The 20,788-nt window shown below is 62.6% G+C and carries 21 protein-coding genes and 1 tRNA gene; 14 read left to right on the top strand and 8 right to left on the bottom strand.

The genetic code is table 11. From position 1 onward, the window contains the following. Positions 1 to 2 precede the first annotated feature (2 nt). From ACVW1C_RS16045 to ACVW1C_RS16085, 9 genes are all read left to right on the top strand, one after another. A complete protein-coding gene (locus ACVW1C_RS16045) occupies positions 3 to 911 on the top strand; it encodes a LysR family transcriptional regulator (protein ID WP_456759247.1) in 909 nt (302 codons plus the stop codon). A 109-nt stretch (positions 912 to 1,020) separates the two neighbouring features. After that, the gene (locus ACVW1C_RS16050) at positions 1,021 to 1,383 is read left to right on the top strand and encodes a nuclear transport factor 2 family protein (protein ID WP_173640381.1); all 363 of its coding nucleotides are present in this window, start codon (positions 1,021 to 1,023) and stop codon (positions 1,381 to 1,383) included. 195 nt (positions 1,384 to 1,578) lie between these two features. Then, the gene (locus tag ACVW1C_RS16055; protein WP_456759248.1) at positions 1,579 to 2,376 is read left to right on the top strand and encodes a helix-turn-helix transcriptional regulator; all 798 of its coding nucleotides are present in this window, start codon (positions 1,579 to 1,581) and stop codon (positions 2,374 to 2,376) included. Between the two features lie 106 nt (positions 2,377 to 2,482). Continuing rightward, complete coding sequence (locus tag ACVW1C_RS16060; protein WP_456759249.1) at positions 2,483 to 3,652, top strand: cytochrome P450; 1,170 nt, start codon at positions 2,483 to 2,485, stop codon at positions 3,650 to 3,652. A gap of 240 nt (positions 3,653 to 3,892) precedes the next feature. Continuing rightward, positions 3,893 to 4,288, top strand: a complete 396-nt coding sequence (locus ACVW1C_RS16065) for a DUF5132 domain-containing protein (protein ID WP_456759250.1) — start codon at positions 3,893 to 3,895, stop codon at positions 4,286 to 4,288. A 140-nt stretch (positions 4,289 to 4,428) separates the two neighbouring features. Beyond that, positions 4,429 to 4,986 carry an HMA2 domain-containing protein gene (locus ACVW1C_RS16070; protein ID WP_456759251.1) on the top strand — a complete coding sequence of 186 codons (558 nt, stop codon included), beginning with the start codon at positions 4,429 to 4,431 and terminating at the stop codon, positions 4,984 to 4,986. A gap of 26 nt (positions 4,987 to 5,012) precedes the next feature. Continuing rightward, entirely contained in the window at positions 5,013 to 7,130 is a 2,118-nt protein-coding gene (locus ACVW1C_RS16075; RefSeq protein ID WP_456759252.1) for a heavy metal translocating P-type ATPase, read from the top strand. After that, positions 7,127 to 7,966, top strand: a complete 840-nt coding sequence (locus tag ACVW1C_RS16080; RefSeq protein ID WP_456759253.1) for an EcsC family protein — start codon at positions 7,127 to 7,129, stop codon at positions 7,964 to 7,966. The genes ACVW1C_RS16075 and ACVW1C_RS16080 overlap by 4 nt, the downstream gene beginning before the upstream one ends. Before the next feature lie 72 nt (positions 7,967 to 8,038). After that, positions 8,039 to 9,229: a DUF445 domain-containing protein gene (locus ACVW1C_RS16085; RefSeq protein WP_456759254.1), complete on the top strand. Its 1,191-nt coding sequence runs from the start codon at positions 8,039 to 8,041 to the stop codon at positions 9,227 to 9,229. Between the two features lie 232 nt (positions 9,230 to 9,461). On the opposite strand, the gene ACVW1C_RS16090 is transcribed toward ACVW1C_RS16085, so the two are convergent. The 4 genes from ACVW1C_RS16090 to ACVW1C_RS16105 form a co-directional block, all read right to left on the bottom strand. Beyond that, positions 9,462 to 9,656, bottom strand: coding sequence for a hypothetical protein (locus ACVW1C_RS16090; RefSeq protein ID WP_173640365.1), 195 nt, complete (start codon positions 9,654 to 9,656; stop codon positions 9,462 to 9,464). Positions 9,657 to 9,661: 5 nt separating this feature from the next. Beyond that, on the bottom strand, positions 9,662 to 10,765 hold the full coding sequence (locus ACVW1C_RS16095) for a hypothetical protein (protein WP_456759255.1): 1,104 nt from the start codon (positions 10,763 to 10,765) through the stop codon (positions 9,662 to 9,664). Positions 10,766 to 10,888: 123 nt separating this feature from the next. Further along, positions 10,889 to 11,818: a dihydrodipicolinate synthase family protein gene (locus ACVW1C_RS16100; protein WP_456759256.1), complete on the bottom strand. Its 930-nt coding sequence runs from the start codon at positions 11,816 to 11,818 to the stop codon at positions 10,889 to 10,891. 38 nt (positions 11,819 to 11,856) lie between these two features. After that, positions 11,857 to 13,023: an NADH:flavin oxidoreductase/NADH oxidase gene (locus tag ACVW1C_RS16105; RefSeq protein WP_456759257.1), complete on the bottom strand. Its 1,167-nt coding sequence runs from the start codon at positions 13,021 to 13,023 to the stop codon at positions 11,857 to 11,859. Between the two features lie 247 nt (positions 13,024 to 13,270). Between ACVW1C_RS16105 and ACVW1C_RS16110 the strand changes: the two genes are divergently transcribed. Continuing rightward, a complete protein-coding gene (locus tag ACVW1C_RS16110; RefSeq protein WP_456759258.1) occupies positions 13,271 to 14,290 on the top strand; it encodes an LLM class flavin-dependent oxidoreductase in 1,020 nt (339 codons plus the stop codon). A gap of 196 nt (positions 14,291 to 14,486) precedes the next feature. Here the strand turns inward: ACVW1C_RS16110 and ACVW1C_RS16115 are convergent, their stop codons facing one another. The 3 genes from ACVW1C_RS16115 to ACVW1C_RS16125 all read right to left on the bottom strand — a co-directional run bounded on the left by ACVW1C_RS16115 (position 14,487) and on the right by ACVW1C_RS16125 (position 15,112). Continuing rightward, the gene (locus ACVW1C_RS16115) at positions 14,487 to 14,657 is read right to left on the bottom strand and encodes a hypothetical protein (protein WP_456759259.1); all 171 of its coding nucleotides are present in this window, start codon (positions 14,655 to 14,657) and stop codon (positions 14,487 to 14,489) included. Between the two features lie 42 nt (positions 14,658 to 14,699). Then, the gene (locus tag ACVW1C_RS16120) at positions 14,700 to 14,951 is read right to left on the bottom strand and encodes a DUF3551 domain-containing protein (protein WP_456759260.1); all 252 of its coding nucleotides are present in this window, start codon (positions 14,949 to 14,951) and stop codon (positions 14,700 to 14,702) included. An 87-nt stretch (positions 14,952 to 15,038) separates the two neighbouring features. Continuing rightward, positions 15,039 to 15,112, bottom strand: a tRNA-Gly gene (locus ACVW1C_RS16125). A 344-nt stretch (positions 15,113 to 15,456) separates the two neighbouring features. Here ACVW1C_RS16125 and ACVW1C_RS16130 point away from each other — a divergent pair. Further along, positions 15,457 to 16,440 (top strand): hypothetical protein, encoded by a 984-nt coding sequence (locus tag ACVW1C_RS16130; RefSeq protein ID WP_456759261.1) that lies wholly within the window; start codon positions 15,457 to 15,459, stop codon positions 16,438 to 16,440. A 1,185-nt stretch (positions 16,441 to 17,625) separates the two neighbouring features. Next, complete coding sequence (locus ACVW1C_RS16135) at positions 17,626 to 18,162, top strand: hypothetical protein (RefSeq protein ID WP_456759262.1); 537 nt, start codon at positions 17,626 to 17,628, stop codon at positions 18,160 to 18,162. A gap of 314 nt (positions 18,163 to 18,476) precedes the next feature. Here the strand turns inward: ACVW1C_RS16135 and ACVW1C_RS16140 are convergent, their stop codons facing one another. Further along, positions 18,477 to 19,658: a type IV secretory system conjugative DNA transfer family protein gene (locus ACVW1C_RS16140; protein ID WP_456759263.1), complete on the bottom strand. Its 1,182-nt coding sequence runs from the start codon at positions 19,656 to 19,658 to the stop codon at positions 18,477 to 18,479. 330 nt (positions 19,659 to 19,988) lie between these two features. On the opposite strand from ACVW1C_RS16140, the gene ACVW1C_RS16145 reads away from it, so the two are divergent. Both ACVW1C_RS16145 and ACVW1C_RS16150 read left to right on the top strand, forming a co-directional pair. Continuing rightward, complete coding sequence (locus ACVW1C_RS16145) at positions 19,989 to 20,234, top strand: hypothetical protein (protein ID WP_456759264.1); 246 nt, start codon at positions 19,989 to 19,991, stop codon at positions 20,232 to 20,234. Positions 20,235 to 20,389: 155 nt separating this feature from the next. Continuing rightward, positions 20,390 to 20,707, top strand: coding sequence for a DUF3768 domain-containing protein (locus tag ACVW1C_RS16150; RefSeq protein ID WP_456759265.1), 318 nt, complete (start codon positions 20,390 to 20,392; stop codon positions 20,705 to 20,707). The last annotated feature ends 81 nt before the right edge of the window (positions 20,708 to 20,788 follow it).

Below are 20,788 nucleotides of genomic sequence, written 5' to 3' on the forward strand. Positions count from 1 at the left end.
CCATGGAGTGGCGCGACTGGGAGCTGTTTTGCGAGGTTGTCGAGCATGGCGGCTTCACCGCGGCCGCGCGCGTGCTCGGGCATCCCAAATCGAGCCTTAGTGCTGCGGTGCAGCGTCTCGAGGCCAATCTTGGGCTGCGGCTGATCGAGCGGACCACGCGGCATCTGCGGCTGACCGATTCCGGCGAGACCATCTATCGCAAGGTGCGCCCGCTGTTCGCGGCGCTGCACGACACCCACAGCGAGGCGCTGGCGATGAGCAGCGCGGTCGCGGGCACCCTGCGCATCAAGGCACCGTACGAATTCGGCGCGCATCACGCAGGGCCGGTCGCCTGCGCCGTGATGGGCCGCTATCCGGAGCTCGCGATCCGGATCGATGTCGAGCACGATATCGTCAACCCGATCGCGGAAAATTACGACATCGTGTTCGCGATGCTGGAGGCGCCGCTGCCGTCGGCCGGCATCGTGATCCGCCGCGTCTTCACCCTCGAGCGCGGCCTGTTCGCGGCACCGGCGCTATTGGAGAAGTTCGGCGAGCCGCGCACGCTGGACGAGTTGAGAAAGCTGCCGCTGTTGACCGGCCCCAGCGATCCGCCATGGGCGATCACGGCTCCCGGCGGTGTGGTCGAGCATCTCGCTGTCGATCGCGCCCGCCTCACCAGTTCGAATGCCCATGTCCGCCTGCAGGCGACGCTCGCCGGCCATGGCGTGCTGCGGGTCACCGCGAGCTACACCCGCGCCGCGGTCGCGGCCGGCGAGTTGCGACGGCTGTTGCCGGACCATGCCTGCGAGCCGCTCAATGTGCACGCGCTGCTGCCGGCGCGGCAATTTGTCCCGGCCAAAGTGCGCTGCTTCCTCGATGCGATGGAGGCGCACGCGCGAGGCGATCCGGAGGCCTACATCAGGCCGTGACCTGCGCATCGGTTGCGTGCGCGATGACCTGCGAGGTAATCGATCGACGCACGCGAACCTTCGATAGTCCGGACAGCCGCGCAGTCCGGCACATCAGAAGGAGAGCACTATGACCGACCACACGACCATCGCCCGCCGCTATATCGAGCTCTGGAACGAGCGGACGCCGAGCCGGCGGCGCGAGATGCTGAGCGAGAACTGGACCGCCGACGCGCGCTATGTCGACCCGATGATGAGCGGCGACGGCCATGACGGCGTCGACGCGCTGATCGCGGGCGTGCAGCAGAAGTTCCCGGACTTCACGTTCAAGCTGATCGGCGAGCCGAACGGCTTCGGCGACCATGTCCGCTTCTCCTGGGGTCTCGGGCCCGACGGCGTCGACAGCCCGATCAAGGGCACCGACTTCGCCACGCTGAAGGACGGCCGGATCCGAAGCATCACCGGCTTCCTCGACCAGGTACCGGGCGCCTGACGGACTCGGTCATTCCGGAGCAGCCCGAAGGGCTGCGCCCGGAATCCATCGGGCCGCAGGTGTCGCGGCCACATGGAGTCCGGGCTCGACGCTACGCGTCGCCCTCAGGTGCGCAATTGCGCACCGGGGAATGACGAGGGAACTTCCACCCCCGCGATGTCGCTGCTAGTCTTCCCGAAACACAGGGAGGACGCCATGAAGGCAGATTACGCCTTCAAGACTTCTGTCGTCAGCGACATCACGCCGGCGCTGCTGGCGATCGGGCGCGCCAGCTTTCCGCAAGCCCTGATCGGCGCGTTGCGCCGCGTCGCCGGTGTCGGTCACTGCATGGTGTTCTCGTTCACAGGCCCGCGCTCCGCCGCGTGCCTGCTCGACGTCGGCAATATCCCGACCGGGCGCGACCTCGGGATCGCCTATTCCGAACATTTCCATCAGGCTGACCCGAACCGCGACGCGGTATTCGAAGGCAAGGCGCAGGCCGTGCCGATCGTGCTGCCGACCTTCGCCCGCCGGATGTACAGCGACGGCTATCGCAAGATTTTCTTCGACGATTCCGACATCGTCGACAAGTTCGCCTCTGCGATCTGGACCGGCGACACCTGCTTCTATGTCAACTTCTACCAGATCACCGAGCAAGGCCGCTTCAGCCGCGAACAGATCGCGCGCCTGGCCGCGGTCGCGCCGGCATTGACCGCAGCCGTGGCGCGGCACTTCCAGCGCGATCCGGCGACGGATGCCGATCCGATCGCGCGGCTGAAGACCCTGTTTGCGACCGCCGAGCCGCTCGTCAGACTGACCGGCCGCGAGAAGGAGGTGTGCCTCGGCATCCTTTCGGGCCTCAGCTCGGAAGCGATCGCGGCCGAGCTCGGCATCGGGCTGCACTCCGCCCTCACCTATCGCAAGCGCGCCTATGACAAGCTCGGCATCTCCTCGCAGAACGAGCTGTTCGCGATCGCGCTGCGCCTGATGGCGTCTGCACGTCGGCTGAACTGAAGAGCCCGAGCGGCCACCTCGCTCTGTCCCCAACGGTGGGGACAGACCGGTCGCGTGTGCCGGCCTATGCTCGGTTCGAAACCTGAAGCCAACCCGAGATCACGTCGTGAGCACCGCTCCCCATTTCGACATCGATGTCCCCGCCTTCTGGCAGGATCCCTATCCGACGCTGGCGCGCATGCGCAAGGAGGCGCCGATCGCCTTCGTGCCGCAACTCGGCAGCACGCTGCTGTGCAACCGCGACGACATCTTCGTCTCCGAGAAGCAGATCGACGTGTTCTCATCGCACCAGCCCGAGGGGCTGATGAACAAACTGATGGGCCACAACATGATGCGCAAGGACGGCGATGCGCACATGAACGAGCGCAAGGCGATCTTCCCGGCGATCTCGCCGAAGACCGTCAGGTCGCATTGGACCGCACAGTTCGCCGGACACGCGACGCGCATCCTCGACGAGTTGACGCCGGACGGTGAGGTCGATTTCGTGCAGGCCTTCGCGCTGCCGTTCTCGGCCGAATGCCTGAAATCGATCACCGGCCTCACCAACATGCGCTTCCAGGACATGAATGCCTGGTCGCAGGGCATGATCGACGGCATCGCCAACTACACCGGCGATCCCACAATCGAGGCGCGCTGCCATGCGGCGACCTCGGGCATCGACGCCGCGATCGACGACATGGTGCCGGTATTGCGCAAGACACCCGACCTCAGCCTGCTCGGCGTGCTGCTGCAGACCGACATGCCGATGGAGAGCGTGCGCGCCAACATCAAGCTCGCGATCTCGGGGGGCCAGAACGAGCCGCGCGACGCGATCGCCGGCACGGTGTGGGCGCTGCTGACCCACCCGGACCAGCTGGCGCTGGCTGTGAGCGGCGCGATCCCGTGGCTGCAGGTGTTCGAGGAGTATGCGCGCTGGATCTCGCCGATCGGAATGTCGCCGCGGCGGATCGCAAAACCCTGGATGATCAGGGACGTCGTATTCGAGGCCAACGAGCGCGTGTTCCTGATGTTCGGCTCGGCGAACCGCGACGAGAAGCATTTCGACAGGCCTGATGCATTCGATGTACGCCGCGACGCCAGCAAGAGCATCGCATTCGGCGCCGGTCCGCATTTCTGCGCCGGCGCCTGGGCCTCGCGCGCCATGGTCGCCGACGTCGCGCTGCCGGCGATCTTCGACAGGCTGACGAATCTGCGCCTGATCGCCGACAAGCCGCCGCGGATCGGCGGCTGGGCATTCCGCGGCCTGCTGGACTTGCCGGTGACGTGGGACCGGTAGGACGTAGCGCCGCTCAGATCTGTGCAAGCACAGACACATCGAGACATGAAGAGATGCCCGCCGTGGCTTGCCGCGCGCCACTCGAGCGCGGGCCTCGGTGGCCAAATACACGTCCTATTTCGTTGCGACACCATGCCGCCGCAACCGGTCGGACGGCTGTAATCAAACTGTCACGAATCCATTTCAATCCGCCGTTATTGATGAAACTGCAGTCAGTTGTGCGGTCACAAGGGATTTCAGATGAACCCGAACACCAACGGTAGCAGCCACGATACCGCCGTCCACCATGACGCTCCCGAACAGGACTCCGAGGAAGGCGGCGGCATCAACAAGACGGTCGCGGTCGTCGCGGTGGTGGCTGTCGGCGCTGCGGTGTTCGAAGCTGCGTTGCTCCCGGGACTTGCACTCGGCGTTGCCGCCGTCGCGGCGCCGAAGTACCTGCCGAAACTGGCCGGCGCACTCAATCCGCTGTTCAAGTCCACCGTTCGCGGCACCTACAAGTTCGCACAGAAGTCGCGCGAGATGTTTGCCGAAGCCCACGAGCAGGTGAACGACATCGTTGCGGAAGTGAAGGCCGAGAACCAGGCGCAGGAAGGCAAGGCGGCGGCTGAGGGCCGGGCTTCGTCTGCGGCCTGAACTGGCCTGGACCGGCAGATATAAGGCGGCGAAGCGCGCCGATGATCGACCTTGCGACGCCGGCGCGGCGCGCAATCGTGTTCGACGACGGCATCATTCGCGTCCCCGCGCCGGCGTTGGAACGCTGTTAGAGGAATGCGATGACCAAGATGAAGCTGCAGATTGCGCATCAGGTTCCAGGCCGGATTCGCATGAAGGTGCCGGCGGCCAAGGAGAACCCCGAGCTTCTCGAACAGATCAAGCAGACCTTCAGCGTCATTCCCGGCATCGAGGAAGTTATCGTCAACCCGGCGACGGGCAGCATCGTGCTGCACTACGACACCGACCGGCACGACGAATTTCATGGCCGGCTGCAGCATCACACCGGCGGCCACTACAAGCCGCCGGCCAATGAAATCGAGGCGCTGGCAACCAAGATCGAGCAGGAAGCCGAGTACCTCGCCGAGCACTCGCATACGGCCAGGGTCGTTGTCGATTTCTTCAAGGAGTTCGACAACGGGATCAAGGTGGCCACCGGAAACGTGGTCGATCTGAAGATCGTGCTGGCAGCCGGCATCGCCGGCTTCACCATCTTCGAGGTTGGCGCCACCGCGGCGACGCCGGTTTGGGTGACGCTGGCAGTGTTTGCCCTCAACCACATGATCCAGGCCAACATAGCCGCCGCGGAGCGGGCGGAGCCGGCAGGCGCGACGGCCTGACCCGCCAGGGGCGAGAGCGCAAATTCATGGACTTCAGCTTCTGCCACTCCATGCCAGGGCGCATTCGTCTGAGCATTCCCGCGCTCGGGCAAAACCGCAAGCTGGGCGAGATCTGCCTCGGGTGGCTGCGGGCACAGGACGGCATCCGGACCGCGCGGATCAACTACGACTGCGCGAGCCTTGTGCTGGAATACGATCCGGCCCACGAGCAAAGGCTGCTCGCACTGCTGAACGGCTTCCGGAGCCTGAGCCTGGCCGACGTCAAGGCGCTCTGCGCGGGCGCCGCGCAGGACGTGGGTACGCCACGCGCCAGCGTGCCGGAAGTCTCCAAGCGCTCGCCGCTGGCGCTGCCGACGCTGTCGCTGTTCATGGCCTTCAGCGCCAATCCCGTGATCGCGGCCATCAACATGCCGCTGATGCTCTGGAACGCGATCCCGATCGCCAAGCGCGCCTGGAAGGTGTGGGCGAACGAAAGCCGGCTGAACATCGATGTGCTCGACACGCTCGCGATAAGCGCCTCGGTGCTGCAGGGCAACCCGCTGGCCGGCTGCATCGTCACCTGGCTGATCAAGCTCGGTGACTGGATCCGCGACCTGACCGCGGCGGGCTCGCGGCGGGCGATCAATGAGCTGCTCGAATTCCAGTCGAAGACGGCCTGGCTGCTGCGCGACGGCGAGGTGGTGTCGATTCCGGCCGCTGAGCTGCAGAACGGCGACATCGTCGTGGTGTATCCCGGCGAGATGATCCCGGTCGACGGCGAGATCATCGACGGCTCCGCCACCATCGACCAGAAGACGATCACCGGCGAAGGCCTGCCGGTGCATCGCGGCAAGGGCGAGGCGGCCTTCGCCGCCACCGTGATCCGCGAGGGCCAGATCACGTTGCGCGCGCTGCGCGTCGGAACCGCGACCACGGCCGGCCAGATCGTGCGGTTGATCGAATCCGCGCCGATCGGCGACACCCGCATGCAGAACCACGCCGAACGCTTCGCCGACCGGCTCGTGACCCCGACCCTGGCGCTCGCCACCGGCACCGCCATGGTCTCGGGCGACTTCAATCGTTTCCTCTCGCTTGTCATCGTCGACTACGGAACCGGCATCCGCGTTGCCGCACCCACGTCGGTGCTGTCCTCGATGACGCTGGCTGCGCGCACAGGCATGATCATCAAGAGCGGCGGCCACATGGAGAAGCTCGCCGGGATCGACACCATGGTGTTCGACAAGACCGGCACCCTCACCCACGGCACGCCCGCCGTCATCGACGTGATCTCCTACCAGAACTCGATCACGCCGAACCACCTGCTCGGGCTCGCCGCAGCCGCCGAAACCAAGCTGCAGCATCCGGTCGCGGAAGCGCTGCGCACGCGGGCCCGGCAGCTCGCGGTGAACATCCCGCCCTGCCACGAGACCACCTACCGCCTCGGCCTCGGCGTCGAGGGCCAGGTCAACGGCTATTACGTCCATGTCGGCAACCAGCGCTTCATGCGCCAGAGCGAGATCGCCGTCGACGCCTCGGCGCTCGATCGCGCGGCGCTCGACGAGCGCGGCTATTCGAGCCTCTATATCGCGGTGGACGGCAAGCTCGCCGGCCTCGTGCCGTACTCCGACGAGATCCGCGCGGAGAGCCGTTCGGTGATCCAGCGGCTGCATGCGCTGGGCGTCAAGAACAGCATCATGCTGACCGGCGACAATGCGGTGGTGGCGCGCGCCGTCTGCGAGAATCTCGGGCTCACCGAGCACTTCGCGGACATGCTGCCGGCCGACAAGGCCGGCGTCATCCAGGAGCTGCAGCGCCAGGGGCGCAGGGTCGCGATGGTTGGCGACGGCATCAACGATTCCCCCGCGCTCAGCTTCGCCGACGTCGGCATCGCGATGAAGCATGGTGCCGAGGTCACGCACGAATCCGCCGATGTCATCCTGATGGAGGATTCGCTCTGGAAGCTCGTCAAGGCGGTCGAGATCTCGCAAGGCGCCGTCGGCCTCATCAGGCAGAATTACGCCATCGTCGCCACGCTCAACACGCTGGCGCTTGGCCTTGCGCTGCCGGGCGGCCTGATCACGCCCGAGGTCACCGCGCTCATCAGCAATGGCTCGGCGATCCTCGCGAGCTTCAACGGCATACGGCCAATCTTGCGCTATCAATGAGCCAGGATCTCACCCAGCTCGCAGCTCTTCCTCCCGGCGATCACGCCGCGCTACAAGCCGCCGTCAGGACGCTGGAGAGCTCCAACCTCGCGGCAAGGATCGCCGACTATGCCGGCGTCCCGGTCAATCGCGTCCTCAATCTGCTGCCGAAAGCCGCCAACCGCCAGCTCAGCGGGCTGGTGCGCACGGCGGTCATGAAGGGGCTGGAAGTCGCCGTCGACACGCTCGACGAGGAGCCGCCGCCCTCGCCGGCGGTGACCTTCTCGTCGCTTCTCGCCGGGGTGACCGGAGGCGTGAGCGGCCTGTTCGGCTTCGGCGCGCTCGCGGTCGAGCTTCCCCTGACGACGACATTGATGCTGCGCGCGATTGCCGAGATCGCGCGGCACCAGGGCGAGGACCTCTCCAAAATCGAGGCAAGGCTCGCCTGTCTCGAAGTCTTCGCCTACGGCACCAAGCGGACCGACGAGAATGTCGACATCGGCTACTACGCCGCCCGCGCGCTGATCAGCAAATACACCAGCGACGCCGCCGCCTACATCCTGGAGCGCGGTGCGGTGGATGCTTCCGCCCCCGTGATCTCCAATCTGGTCAGCGAGATCGTCTCGAGGTTCGGGCTGGTGGTCTCGGACAAGGCCGCGGCCGGCGCGGTACCGATCATCGGCGCAGCGTTCGGCGCGACCGTCAATGTCATCTTCATGGACCATTTCCAGAAGATCGCGAAAGGGCACTTCACGGTGCGCCGGCTGGAGCGGGTCCATGGCAGCGCCGACGTTCGGCAACATTATGCGGCGATCGCGGCGAGGCTCGCGCCGCGCCGCGGCGTCGCGACGGCATGAGGCGTTTGGCAGCAATTGGACATCGGCGCCGCGCTTCCGCCTGAAGACACCAGGCTGCGCGACCTTCGTCGCATGCGGACCCTCGCCACGGGCCTGCTCGTGCTCATGCTGCTGGTTTTTCTGGCGACCTCGATGGCGCAGCCGCACTGGCCGTGGCTGGCCTATCCGCGGGCCTTCGCCGAAGCCGGCATGATCGGCGCCTGCGCCGACTGGTTCGCCGTCGTCGCACTGTTTCGGCATCCGCTCGGCATCCCGATTCCGCACACGGCGATCGTTCCGCAGAGCAAGCAGCGCATCGCGGTGGCGCTGGGCCGCTTCATCGCCAACAACTTCCTGTCGCCTCGGGTGATCGGCGATCGCATCCGCGACGTCGATATCGCCGGCTGGGCGGCGCACTGGATCGATCGGCCGTCGCACGCCCGCAGCGCCGCGCAACGCACGGTCTCGGCGGCCCATCAGGCCCTCCAGGCCACGCCGAGCGCCGACCTCAACGCTTTTCTGACGCGCCGGACCCGGCAAGGGATCGCGGCGGTTCCGGTGGCACCGCTCGCCTCACGCGTGCTGGCGCTGTTGTGGGCGCATGGCGACGCGCAGGCCCTCGTCGAGCGCTTGATCACATCGGCGAGCGTGGCGCTCGCCAACAACAAGGAAACCATCCGCAAGAAGGTCTCGCAGCGCTCCTACCGGTTCGTGCCGAAATGGGTCGACGGCATCGTCGCCGACCGCGTCATCTCCGGCATCGGCCAGACGCTCGACGAGATGCGCGAACCGAACCATCCCTGGCGTGTCGAGCTCAAGGCCGAGATCGAGCGCCTGATCGACCGGCTGGCCACCGACCCCGACTACCTCGCCAAGGGCGAGGAGTTGAAGCAGCGCATGCTCGACAATCCCGCCGTGATCCGGCAGATCGACACGATGTGGCAGGCCATCGAGGCGCGGCTGAACTCCGCGGCGACCTCGGCCGCGATCGCGGACGCCATCGAAACCGCCCTGATCTCGGTTGCCGCACGGGTCCGTGACGACGCCGAGATGCGCGATCGCATCAACCGCTGGCTTCGCGTCGCCGCATTGCGGGCCGTTGCATCGCGACGCCAGGAGATCGCGGCCTTCATCCGCAAGGTGGTCGAGAACTGGGACACCGAAACGCTGATCATGCGGATCGAATTGCAGGTCGGACGCGACCTGCAATTCATCCGGATCAACGGGACGGTCGACGGAGGGCTCGTCGGCCTGCTGATCCTCTCCGTCTCGCGATGGCTGTAGCTCATGATGAGATTAGGTTGAGTTGGAACGGCGTCGCAAGTTCACCTCTCCCTTGGGAGAGGTCGATTTGCGCAGCAAATCGGGTGAGGGGTTACAGTCTATCGATAGAGCAAGAGCCCTCACCCGGATTGCTTCGCAATCCGACCTCTCCTCAAACGGGGAGAGGTGAACCGAGACCGCGCGAAGCCGATGCAACCAAAGCTCATCCCGCTTCTAGCGCGTTCGTTCGCGCTCAGGGAAAACGAATTCGCAGCAGCGGCAACTGCTGGAGCCTGTCGAGCAGGCGCACCATTTGGCCCGCAGCCAGGCTGAGGCAGCCGAAGATGAAGTGGCGGCGGGTCAGGCCGCGCTCGCGTTCGGCGAATTCAAGGCGTTGGAGACGCGGTTCGGGAGCAGCGTGTGCGCGCAGGGCGGGAAGCGTCGTCATAGGCATCAGCCGATCGGAATCCGGATTTCCGGCGCCGTGGTCATCTGCCCGATCGTGTTGTCGAACGACAGACAATCCGGATTCTCGCCCGGCATCCGGCGCAGCGTCTCGGCCAGTTGCTCCTGCTCCAGCAGGAACGAGCGGCCGTCGCGCAGGCGGGCATAGGCCGCCCACGGCACGAATTTGGTGAACGGAAACGGAAAATCCTCGCGCGGCGATACGTCGATGTTCAGGCCGGAGACGAACAGGACGTTCTTGGCCTGAAACGCCGGCTCACGTAAAATGCTCCGATAGGTGCGGTCGAACTCGGCCTGGGTGACGAAGCGGGCGGCATCCAATGCGGGATGCGGCGACGTCACCAGCGCCGGCATCACAGGAGCGAGCGCCGCCTCGAGAATGTCATGACCCTCGGGACCTGCGGCCAGCGCACGGCGGAAGTTAAACAGATCCGGTGACAGCGCCGTGCCGATCGGCGCCGGCGTCTCGCAAAAGAAGGCCTCACCGAGTCGTTCGCGGATCGCCGGGCCCGCACGAAAGACCTTCGACGTGGCCAGCGCGCGCAGCGGCTGAAGCGGCGTCTCGACCATGCGGTCGAGCCACAGAAAGATCCCTTCGCTGCGGCTTTCATCGAGATATTGATTGTCGATGCGGAACACCGGCTCGCCATTGAGCCGGCCGCATTGCACCTGCCGGCAGGCATGCGCGTATTCGTCCTCATACCAACGCAGCACGCCGCAGAGCTTGCCGCAGCAATCCCCGAACCTGCAGTCTTCGGTGCGGTGGCGCTGATAGAAGCCGAAGCGGCCATCATCGGGATTATAGCCGACATGGCTGGCCTGGATCAGCACCAGGTCCTCGCCGTGATGGGCATAAGGCCCGTGGCGATTGATGGCGACCTTGCCGCCGACCCGTCCATGGTCGAACGGAAAGGTTCCGAAATGCTGGGCCAGCAGCATGACCGGATAGCCCTGGCTTTCGTCGGAGCAAAAGGCGCGCGACGGCAGCATGTGCTGCCGCTCAAAACCGAGCGACCGGCAGTAATTGTAGAGCCGCGGAACGAAATGGCCGTAGCGCATCGCAAAACGACCAACCCGGAAGGTTTCGATCATCCCGCTGCCGCCTGACCGCCTCGACGAATCCAGAGTGCACGCGGGCACGTCCCCCGCTTCCCGTACCGAAACGGTAGTTGTCGTTGTTGACGGTTATGTGAACATAGCAGCCGGGTGGCGAGCTCAGCGCCCCCAGCGCAGCACGACCGGATCGAGCGTGCGCGCGATCTCGATCAGCCCGGCGCGCGTCGCGGGATGCAGCGGTTGCAACGGGTGCCGCACCGCGTCCGACTTGATGACGCCGCCCTCGCGCATCAGCACCTTGCAAGCCTGCAGCCCGCATTGGCGGTTCTCGTAGTTGATCAGCGGCAGCCAGCGCGCATAGGCCTGCACGGCCTCGTCGCGGCGGCCGGCTAAGAACGGATCGATGATCTGGCGGATGCCGTCGGGATAGCCGCCGCCGGTCATCGCACCGGTGGCACCGGCATCGAGATCGGCCATCAGCGTGATCGCCTCCTCGCCGTCCCACGGCCCTTCAATCACGCTGCCGCCCTTCTCGATCAGGCCGCGCAGCTTGCCCGCGGCCATCGGCACCTCGATCTTGAAGTACCTGACATTGGCTAGCTCTTTCGCCATCCGTGCCAGGAAGTCCACCGAGAGCGGCGTGCCCGCGACCGGCGCATCCTGGATCATGATCGGGATGTTGATCGCGTCCGACACCACCCGATAGAACTCGTAGATGCCAGGCTCGCCAACGCGGAAGGTCGCGCCATGGTAGGGCGGCATGATCATCACCATCGCGGCGCCGGCGGCCTCCGCCTCGCGGCTGCGCGCGGCGCACACCGCCGAGGAGAAATGCGTGGTGGTGACGATCACGGGAATGCGGCCCGCGACGTGCTCGAGCACGGCATGCATCACGGTCTCGCGCTCGGCATCGGTCAGCACGAACTGCTCGGAGAAGTTGGCGAGGATGCAGATGCCGTGCGAGCCGGCATCGATCATGAAATCGATGCAGCGCCGCTGTCCGTCGAGGTCGAGATTGCCGCCGGCGTCGAAGATGGTCGGCGCCACCGGGAAGACCCCTCGATAGGGACGCTGTGCCGAAATCGTCATGTCAAATCCTCCCTGATGATCTGTCGCAGCTTTTTCCGTCACACCTTGCGGAACGGCAGCGGCGGACCTTCGAGCCTGCGCAGGCCGGGCTCGCGCCGCTCCAGCCACCAACCATACTGCTTCGGCCACGACGCGAACACCTCGCCGCGTCCGCCGCCAAGCGCAAGCTCGGCATGCAGCGGCCAGTTCGGATCGAACAGCGCCTCGCGGCCGATTGCGACCAGATCGGCTTGGCCATTGGCGAGGATATCTTCCGCCTGCTGCGGATGCAGGATCAGGCCGACCGCGATGGTGGCGACCTCGGCGGCGCGGCGGATTTCCTCTGCATAAGTCACCTGGAAGCCATAGCCGCGCGGAATCCGCGCCGCGGTTGCCGAGCCGAGCAGGCCGCCCGACGAACAATCGATCAGATCGACACCGCGCGCCCTGGCTTCGCGCGCGAATGCGATCTGATCCTCGAGCGTCAGGCCGCCATCGACACCATCGACCGAGGAGATGCGTACCGCCAGCGGCCGCTCGGCGGGCCAGGCGGCGCGTACGGTCTCGATGATCTCGAGCGGATAGCGCATCCGCCCGGCGCGGTCGCCGCCATAGGTGTCGCTGCGGCGGTTCGACAATGGCGACAGGAATTCGTGCAGGAGATAGCCATGCGCGCAATGCACCTCGACGAATTCGAAGCCGGCCTCAACCGCACGCAAGGTGGCGCGGCGCCATTGCTCGCGCAGTGCTGCGAGCTCGGCCGCATCGAGCGCATGCGGCATCAGCCAGCCTTCCTCCATCGGGATCGCGCTCGGCGCCACGGTGCGCCACGGCAGATCGCCGCGGGCGCGGTCGGCTTCGTCGAGTGCGGCATTGCCGTACCAGGGGCGCTGCATGCTGGCCTTGCGGCCGGCATGCGCGAGCTGGATCGAGGGCACCGCGCCGTTGTCCTTCAGGAAGGCGGCGATGCGTTCGAGCGGCGCGATCTGCTCGTCGTTCCAGATGCCGACATCGCCATGGGTGATGCGTCCTTCGGCGGTGACCGCCGCGGCCTCGACCATCACGAGCCCGGCGCCGCCCTGGGCGAACTTGCCGAGATGCACGAGGTGCCAGTCATTGGCGAGGCCGTCGGTTGCCGAATACTGGCACATCGGTGAAATCAGGATGCGGTTTCGGGAAGTCACGCCGCGAAGCGTGATCGGCTGAAACAGAAACGGCTGCGACATCGGGTCCTGCAGGAATGTGGTGGCGGGAGAAATGGTGGCCGAAAGCTAGGCGGCGCGCGAGCTGATCGCAAGCCGCGCCGCAGCGCAGGCGGCAGGACCAGCGCGCATGCAGCGCGTTCACAGCGGCGCGATCCGCGAAACCCGCAACACCTGCTGCACAAATTTTTCCCGGTTGGCAAACATTTTCCAACATCGCCGGGTCACGCCACGGATCGCAATTCGCGCCTGATATGCCTACATTGCCGACATGAAAAAAATCGGATTCCTCTCGTTCGGGCACTGGACGCCCTCCCCGCAATCCCAGGCCCGCTCGGCCGCGGACGTGCTGCTGCAATCGATCGACCTCGCGGTCGCCGCCGAAGAGCTCGGCGCGGACGGCGCGTATTTTCGCGTCCATCACTTTGCCCGCCAGCTGGCTTCGCCCTTCCCGCTGCTGGCGGCGGTCGGCGCGAAGACCAGCCGGATCGAGATCGGCACCGCCGTGATCGACATGCGCTACGAAAATCCGCTCTACATGATCGAGGACGCCGGCGCGGCCGACCTGATCGCGAGGGGACGTTTGCAACTCGGCATCAGCCGCGGCTCGCCCGAACAGGTGATCGATGGCTGGCGCTATTTCGGCTATCAGCCGGGCGAAGGCGAGACCGACGCCGACATGGGCCGCCGTCACGCCGAGATATTCCTCGACATGCTGCGCGGACAAGGTTTTGCGCAGCCGAATCCGCGGCCGATGTTTCCCAATCCGCCCGGCATGTTGCGGCTCGAACCGCTCTCGGAAGGCTTGCGCGAGCGCATCTGGTGGGGCGCCGGTTCGAACGCCACCGCGGTCTGGGCGGCGAAGCTCGGGATGAACCTGCAAAGCTCGACACTGAAGAGCGACGAGACCGGAGAGGCCTTCCATATCCAGCAGGCCGCACAGATCCGGGCCTACCGCGCCGCCTGGAAGGAAGCCGGTCACAGCCGCGAGCCGCGGGTCTCGGTGAGCCGCAGCATCTTCGCGCTGGTCGACGACCGCGACCGCGCCTATTTCGGCAACGGGCAGGAGGAAGACCAGATCGGCTTCATCGACGAGCGGACGCGCGCGATCTTCGGCCGCGGCTATGCCGCCGAGCCGGACAAGCTGATCGAGCAGCTCAAGACGGACGAGGCGATCGCGGAGGCCGACACCCTGCTGCTGACGGTCCCCAATCAACTCGGCGTCGCCTACAACGCGCATGTGATCGAGAGCATTTTGACTCACGTCGCGCCCGCCATGGGATGGCGCTGATCACCAACGAAGGATGATGGAACCTCGGCCGCTTGCCGGCCGCTCTCGCGTTCCGGCGGAACTCCGTTCTCAAACGCGGAGAACTACGGAAACATAACTGCGCGTTGTGAGAAGAACAGGTCGAGTACGGTGCGTTAGGCGCGCACGTTGCGTGAACAGACCGCCGTAATATCCCGGGATCATTCCGCGAGGCAGGTCAAGAATCCCGATCGAGATGGCGGCGCGTGAGATCGAGGCGATCGACACGTTCGTCAATCCGCCGGTTCAGTTCCTGATCCTCGCTCGAATTCCTGCCGCGACGGGCGCGAACGACAAATACGCATCCGATCAGAACAATCGCGAACAGCGCGTAGAGCCACCATTCCATACTCGATCTCAAATGAACGCTCGCGGATACGAGCGGAAATGGTCATCGTTCAGGCTTGCCGGGACGCACCGGCCTTGGCGCATAAAAGGGGTTAACCAGGCAGGTTGCCGGATTACCCGCAGCGCTGGCCTGGCACTCCTTCATCGACATGAAGATACAATCCATTCGTTCGCCGACCAGTTCCCCGTAGACATGCATGCAGATCGGATAGCGAGGATCATACATTTGTGCCGATGCCGGCTTCGTCATGCAAAGCGCGCCCAGCGCGAACAGCAGCGCTCCAAGCAACCTCACGTCGAGTCTCCTGCTATTGCCCTGAAACACATTATCTCGCCGACAGGACTATCCCGCGCAATTTAGCCTTGGGGCTGACCTTGGGGCTGGAGCGGGCGAAGGGAATCGAACCCTCGTATGCAGCTTGGGAAGCTGCCGTTCTACCATTGAACTACGCCCGCAAGTAGCTGATGCGGCTACCTTATTCCGAAGGATCGCAACTTGCGTGGCACGCTTTTGGCACGGTCTTGCGCGACCCGTCGACGACAGTTAGACCAAACTGCGCCTTCTTTTGCAATCTCGACCTGCCGCTACCAAGACGAAGCAAACGACGAGTTCAGCAGGAGGCGAGCGCGGGACTTACTGCCCGCTGTGGGCGCGAAGGCCGTTCTCCGACGATGCCTTTTGCGTCTAGAAGGCCTCGCCGGCACGAACAAAGAACGAACGCAGGGGATTCGATTGTCGCTCCAATAGACGGTTCCTCCGCAATGTACGATTGTATGCCCCTCTATCAGCGGGGAATTTGGTGGCTGACAGCGAGCAGAACCGCGAACGATTCCAGGTTGCCTATCTCGGCGAAGACGATAACGACCACACCATGGATGTGGAGGCGCTCGGGCCTGCGCTTCTGGCGTTCGGCAGGTTGATACGAGCAGCAAACACCGAACTCAATCAGAACCGCGCGACGATAACGGTGCTCGTGGAGTCGAAGTTCGAGCACAAGTGCTTCCTCATCAACTTCGAGACGCTCCAAACGATTCTCAACACCGTCAAAGATTTTCTGAACGATGAGGGCGTGAAGCACGCGACCGACGTCTTGCAAAAACTTGGCGTTACGGCAGGAACTACAGCAGCGGGCCTCTTTGGCTATTTGAAGTGGCGCAATGGACGAAAGCTTGAGTCAGCGCAGGAGGTGAATGGATCGCCTGGCGCCGTCATCATCAAAGTCGAGGGTGACAACAATACTTTCCAAATCGGTAGCGACGTTTTCCGGCTCTCTCAAAACGCACAGGTCTTGGATGCGGTCGAGGGCACGCTCACGCCGATAGGCCAGCGGGAGGTAACGGCGATCGAGTTTCGCAAAGACGAAAAACACCTCGCGACATATCGGAACGAGGATGTAAAGGCAATCGTCGCCTCATGCGAAGATCCCGGCGGTGTAGATTTGATCGAAGAGGAAGGAGAGCGGAAGATCATTACGGCCGTGCTCTATACTCACGGTCCCGTCTTCGACGTGAAGGCCCCAAAGTGGCGCTTCCTATACCGAAAGAAACCCATCTATGTCGACATCCGCGAAACAAACATCGCCAAGAATGCGGTGAAACGGGGCGGATCGTTTATGAACGATCGCTACAAAGTCAAAATGGAGATCGCACCACCGGATGACGACCAGGTCGAGGCTCACTACAAAATCATAGAGGTATTGGAATTTACGCCTGCCGAGCAGCAGATCAACATGACGCTTCGTGCGACGAAGAAAAAGCCGGCTAAGAAACGCGCGGCAAAATAGCCGAGCGCCTTCGCAGTGGAGTGGAAGCCGCTGAACGAGCGTTGAAGAAGGCGTGCACACCAGACCCACGACTTAGAAACTCGCCAGCAATGTCGATGCACGAGATCGTTTAGGCATGCTAACGGTGGAAAATTCATCGATGTGTCGTTGAAGCACTTTGTTGCGGCCGATATCCATAAGCTCATGAAAGCGATTCACGAGCGTCGTCCTGATCTGGCTTTACCGAAGCTATGGGTTTAGTGGTGCAGACAGTATCCGCACCAAGGCTCAGCGAAATGGGTTTTCATTTGTTGTGATACACCCACAGATACATCCCCAGAAACACCCCTGGATACCCTGTCTAGGCCAACGCTCTAGGGGAGAGCGCGCCGAATAGCAAATCGCCTCAATGGGTTGACCATCTTGCTCTAAGCAGCATTTCCGACCTGACTTATTGGTTTGGTTGTTTGTTTTTGCTTTCTTTCGATCTGCGATCGGCTGAACCCGGCGGCGGAGACCCGAGGGTCTGTTGTTGCTTAGCTGAGTAGCTAGTTCTGGCGAACACAGGGAACCCCCTGCCATCGCCAGCAGAGCCGGCGATGGCAGGGGGTGGGCTCAGAGCCCACACTGGAAGGCTCACAATCCATCACCCGCGCTTTTCTCAAATATGTAACGACGCTTTGGTCGCTAATAGGTTTCCCCAGACCTGGGAGGGGGAAGGAGAGAAATGACGCGAGAGCTAAGCAACGACGCGAGGGTCAGTCGTTGTCGCCTTGCCGCGTGGCCTCGACCGAAACGTTAACGCTTGGCGATCAGTGACGCACGAGCGCGCTGCGCTCGTTTTGCGTTGTCCGCGAAAGCTCTCGGCTTGAATTTTCGTTTCGATCTTTTTCGATTTCTCGCACGTCTTTTTGATCGAAGTAAAGTTGTTGCGTCATGCTGACACTCGCTCCACTACGCGCTCCAAGTCTGCATATAACAAACACCGCATGGCTGCGGATACCAACCGTTCACCCCGCCTTATCTTAAAGGAGGGCAGTAGGCAGAGGTACAAGGCGGGACACAGTTTGATACACGTCGAGGTGGCCGGAGGCCAAAGGTACTCCACTTGGATTACGACCCCCATATCCTAGGGGCCGCGATTCTGATACTGTTGAGGCTTGGCCAAGCCAAGCGGTGTGTTTGCTACGCAACAGGGTGAAGCACATGGCGTGCAGTATCGAGCACTTTGGACACGTGCTTGCAATTGCATTCAGCGTGAGCGCAATCCTCTACTACATCGAACTGCGTGAACTCATAACGAAGCGCAGGGAAGAGGCCGTAGCAATTCACGAAGCTGCACAGAACGCTGCCAACAAAGAGTGGGCTGATGCGTTTCTTCAGAAAATTAAACAGGATATGGACAACGCGAGAGCGGCTAACCGGTCTTGGATGCTTACACCAACATCGGAATTGAGCGAGCAAGAGCGCAAAACCGAGTCCAACGTTTTATCAAAAATGCTTTTGCTCCAATACAGTGGCGCAATTTTAAAGGCTTTCCCACTCGTCACAACTGCGTTGGTGCTTCTGTCAACCGCAACGTCATTAGGCGCCCTACTTGTTGCTGGCTATTATCCGGAAGCCCATCTGGGTTGCAGGTATATGACTGTCATTCTGTGCATTTCTTTTGCTTCGATAATTTGGAATATTTTAGTGTACTGGATTTATATTCCAAGAATCACGTTGTGGATAGGAAGGGGCTGAAGCCCTATAGGCTCGCTGAAAGGCTCCTCAATCTTAAAGGAAGAGGGAGGCCCCTGTTCCAAAGGACCGCCTGGTAGAGCGGTCAGAGATGGGCGCGACAGTTTCTGGTCGAGTAACCGTCGCGTTGTCGCGCCGCTGGTCGACCGAACGTCAATGGTTTGCGATCAGCGCTCCCAAGTACGCGCTGCGTTTATCGCTCGTTATCTGAGCAAAACCGTACTCGACTTGGATTTCCTTTTCGATTTTTCGATTTTTTCATTAGGGGCGGATGGGTCTCGAAGATCGTTGAGATTTTTGGAAACCGATCCTCCAAGTCAGGCAGCTCCCGGTCCAATCGTAACGGCGCTGAAGGGCTTCGATGGCATGCCGTCGATCATGAGCTTGAGGTAGATGTGGTAGTTCGGCAGCTGCAACAGATCGACCTCATCAAATCGCTCTTGAAATTCTCGCGTCAGGTACGTCGCATCCTCCGTACCAACGCGGAAGGAGATAATCGTTCCGGCATTTCCGAGGACCGCATGACGCACGTCCGGTTCAAGCTGGTGCAGATACTGATGGGCTACAGTGAAGCCGACGCGATACTTGCGAAGTTCCGAGAACATATTCGCCATCGCGAGCGTCGTGAAGTTTTGGAATTCGTCAATGTAGACGTAGAAGTCTCGTCGCTCATGCGCTGGCAACTCCGCTCGGCTGAAGGCCGCCAGTCCAAGCGTTGTGACAAGCAAGCCGCCCAGTAGCGATGAGCTATCTTCGCCGATTTGCCCCTTAGCAAGGTTCACGAGCAGCACCCTGCCCTCATCCATAATCTGACGGATATGGAGGTCGCGCTCGGGCGCGGTGAGCAGCCGGTTGAGAAGTGGGTCCGAAAGAAAGGCTCCGACCTTGTTTTGAATGGGGGCGGTGCCGTCTGCCCGGTAGCCGAATGAAAAGCGATCGAACTCTTTCAATAAGAACGTACGGACAGTTTCATTCTTTAACTTTCGTGCAATCTCAGTACGGAACTTCTGGTCCGACAAGATCCGAAGCACGTCATGCATCGTCGCGTGTGGCTGCTCCAGGAGCGCCATGAGCACGTTTCGCAAAATGTGCTCCATGCGCACGCCCCATGCGTCAGGCCACATCTTCCGGAAGACCTCAATGAAGCCGGAAGCGGCAACGGCGATGCGATCTTCGCGAACATGGCGTAGCGGGTTATACCCGTACGGCTGCGTCGGATCACAGGCGTTGAAATAAATCACGTCCGATTTTCGTTGTGTCGGCACTTGAGCCGCGATGCGCTCTACCAGATCCCCGTGAGGGTCGATGAGCGCAAGCCCCCGTCCGTTTTCAATGTCCTGGAGCGCCATCGTCTCGATCAAGGTCGACTTGCCGGTACCTGTCTTACCGATGATGTAGATGTGCGAGAAGCGATCTTCGTTCTTGATTCCAAAAGTGTAGTCGATGTTGCGATGGTCGACGCGAGCAAAACGCGTAAGTCCTAGCGGCATGCGGTCCATACTCGCGTCTCAGGCATATCCTCCGAGAGGGTGTGTCAGGTATTTCGATGTCACGCTCCGCTCAGTGACGAAGTGGCACGATCTGCCGCCTCCACTCGTTTTGAGTTAGCCGCGACAATCACCTCAGAGGTTTTGATCTTTACGCGTTCCGCCCCGCGATCCGGGACCTGCATGCATGTCCAGGTCTCGGCGGCGAGGCGGAGGCATCGCGACGAGCGTCCATACGGTCGATTGGGTATTTATTCTAATCCGGCTCAGTGACGGACGCTCGGCTTCCGCCTCGCGATCGAGCACCCGAATGGGTCGGGCGCTCGTAGCGAGGAGGACACGATGTCCAATATTGCTCTTTCCCAAAAGTCTCTAAAGCTAATGAAGCTTTGCGATCTCGAAGGCTTCCAGAGCCTCGACGATCTTCTGGTAGCGGCGGCCCTTAAGGATGGTGTGTGTCCGGCCATCTGCATGACGGAGGGATGTGACCACACAGCAGATATGGAACCAGACCAGGACCAGGGGTTCTGCGAGGCGTGTGGCGGCAACACCCTTGTATCGGTCCTCGTGCTCGCCGGCTTGATCTAGGAGGCCGACGATGCTGATTCGAAACTACTACCACTGCGCAGAATGTGGTCGCGAGTGGACGGACATCTGGTCCGCACAGTGTGACGATGATTGTCCGTACTGCGGCGCGCGTCATATGTCCCCGTACAAAAGCGAAGACGCGGAGGAGCGTGATGATGAATAAGATCGCACTTCTCAACGACGCGTTCCGGAACACGTTCCGCGGCGGCAAGGTCATGATGACAATCGGCGTCGCGGAGCTAGCGGACTGCGTGAAGGCCGAGGCGCTTCTTCAAGTGGCGAAGTTCTCCGACTTTACGCCGGATAACGATCCGCACGGCGAGCACGACTTCGGAAGCTTCGATCTGGTCGGCCGCAAGTTCTTCTGGAAGATAGATTACTACGACAAGGACATGCGGCACGGCTCCGAAGATCCCGGCAATCCGGAGCGGACACTGCGTGTGCTCACGCTCATGCTCGCGACCGAGTACTGATAAAGCAAGAAGTGACCGCCTCCCATCTAGACGCAGCGGATGGACGCTCCAGCAGGAGGAGTACCGTTGCGGGGACCATCG

Source organism: Bradyrhizobium sp. USDA 4011, from assembly GCF_054063415.1.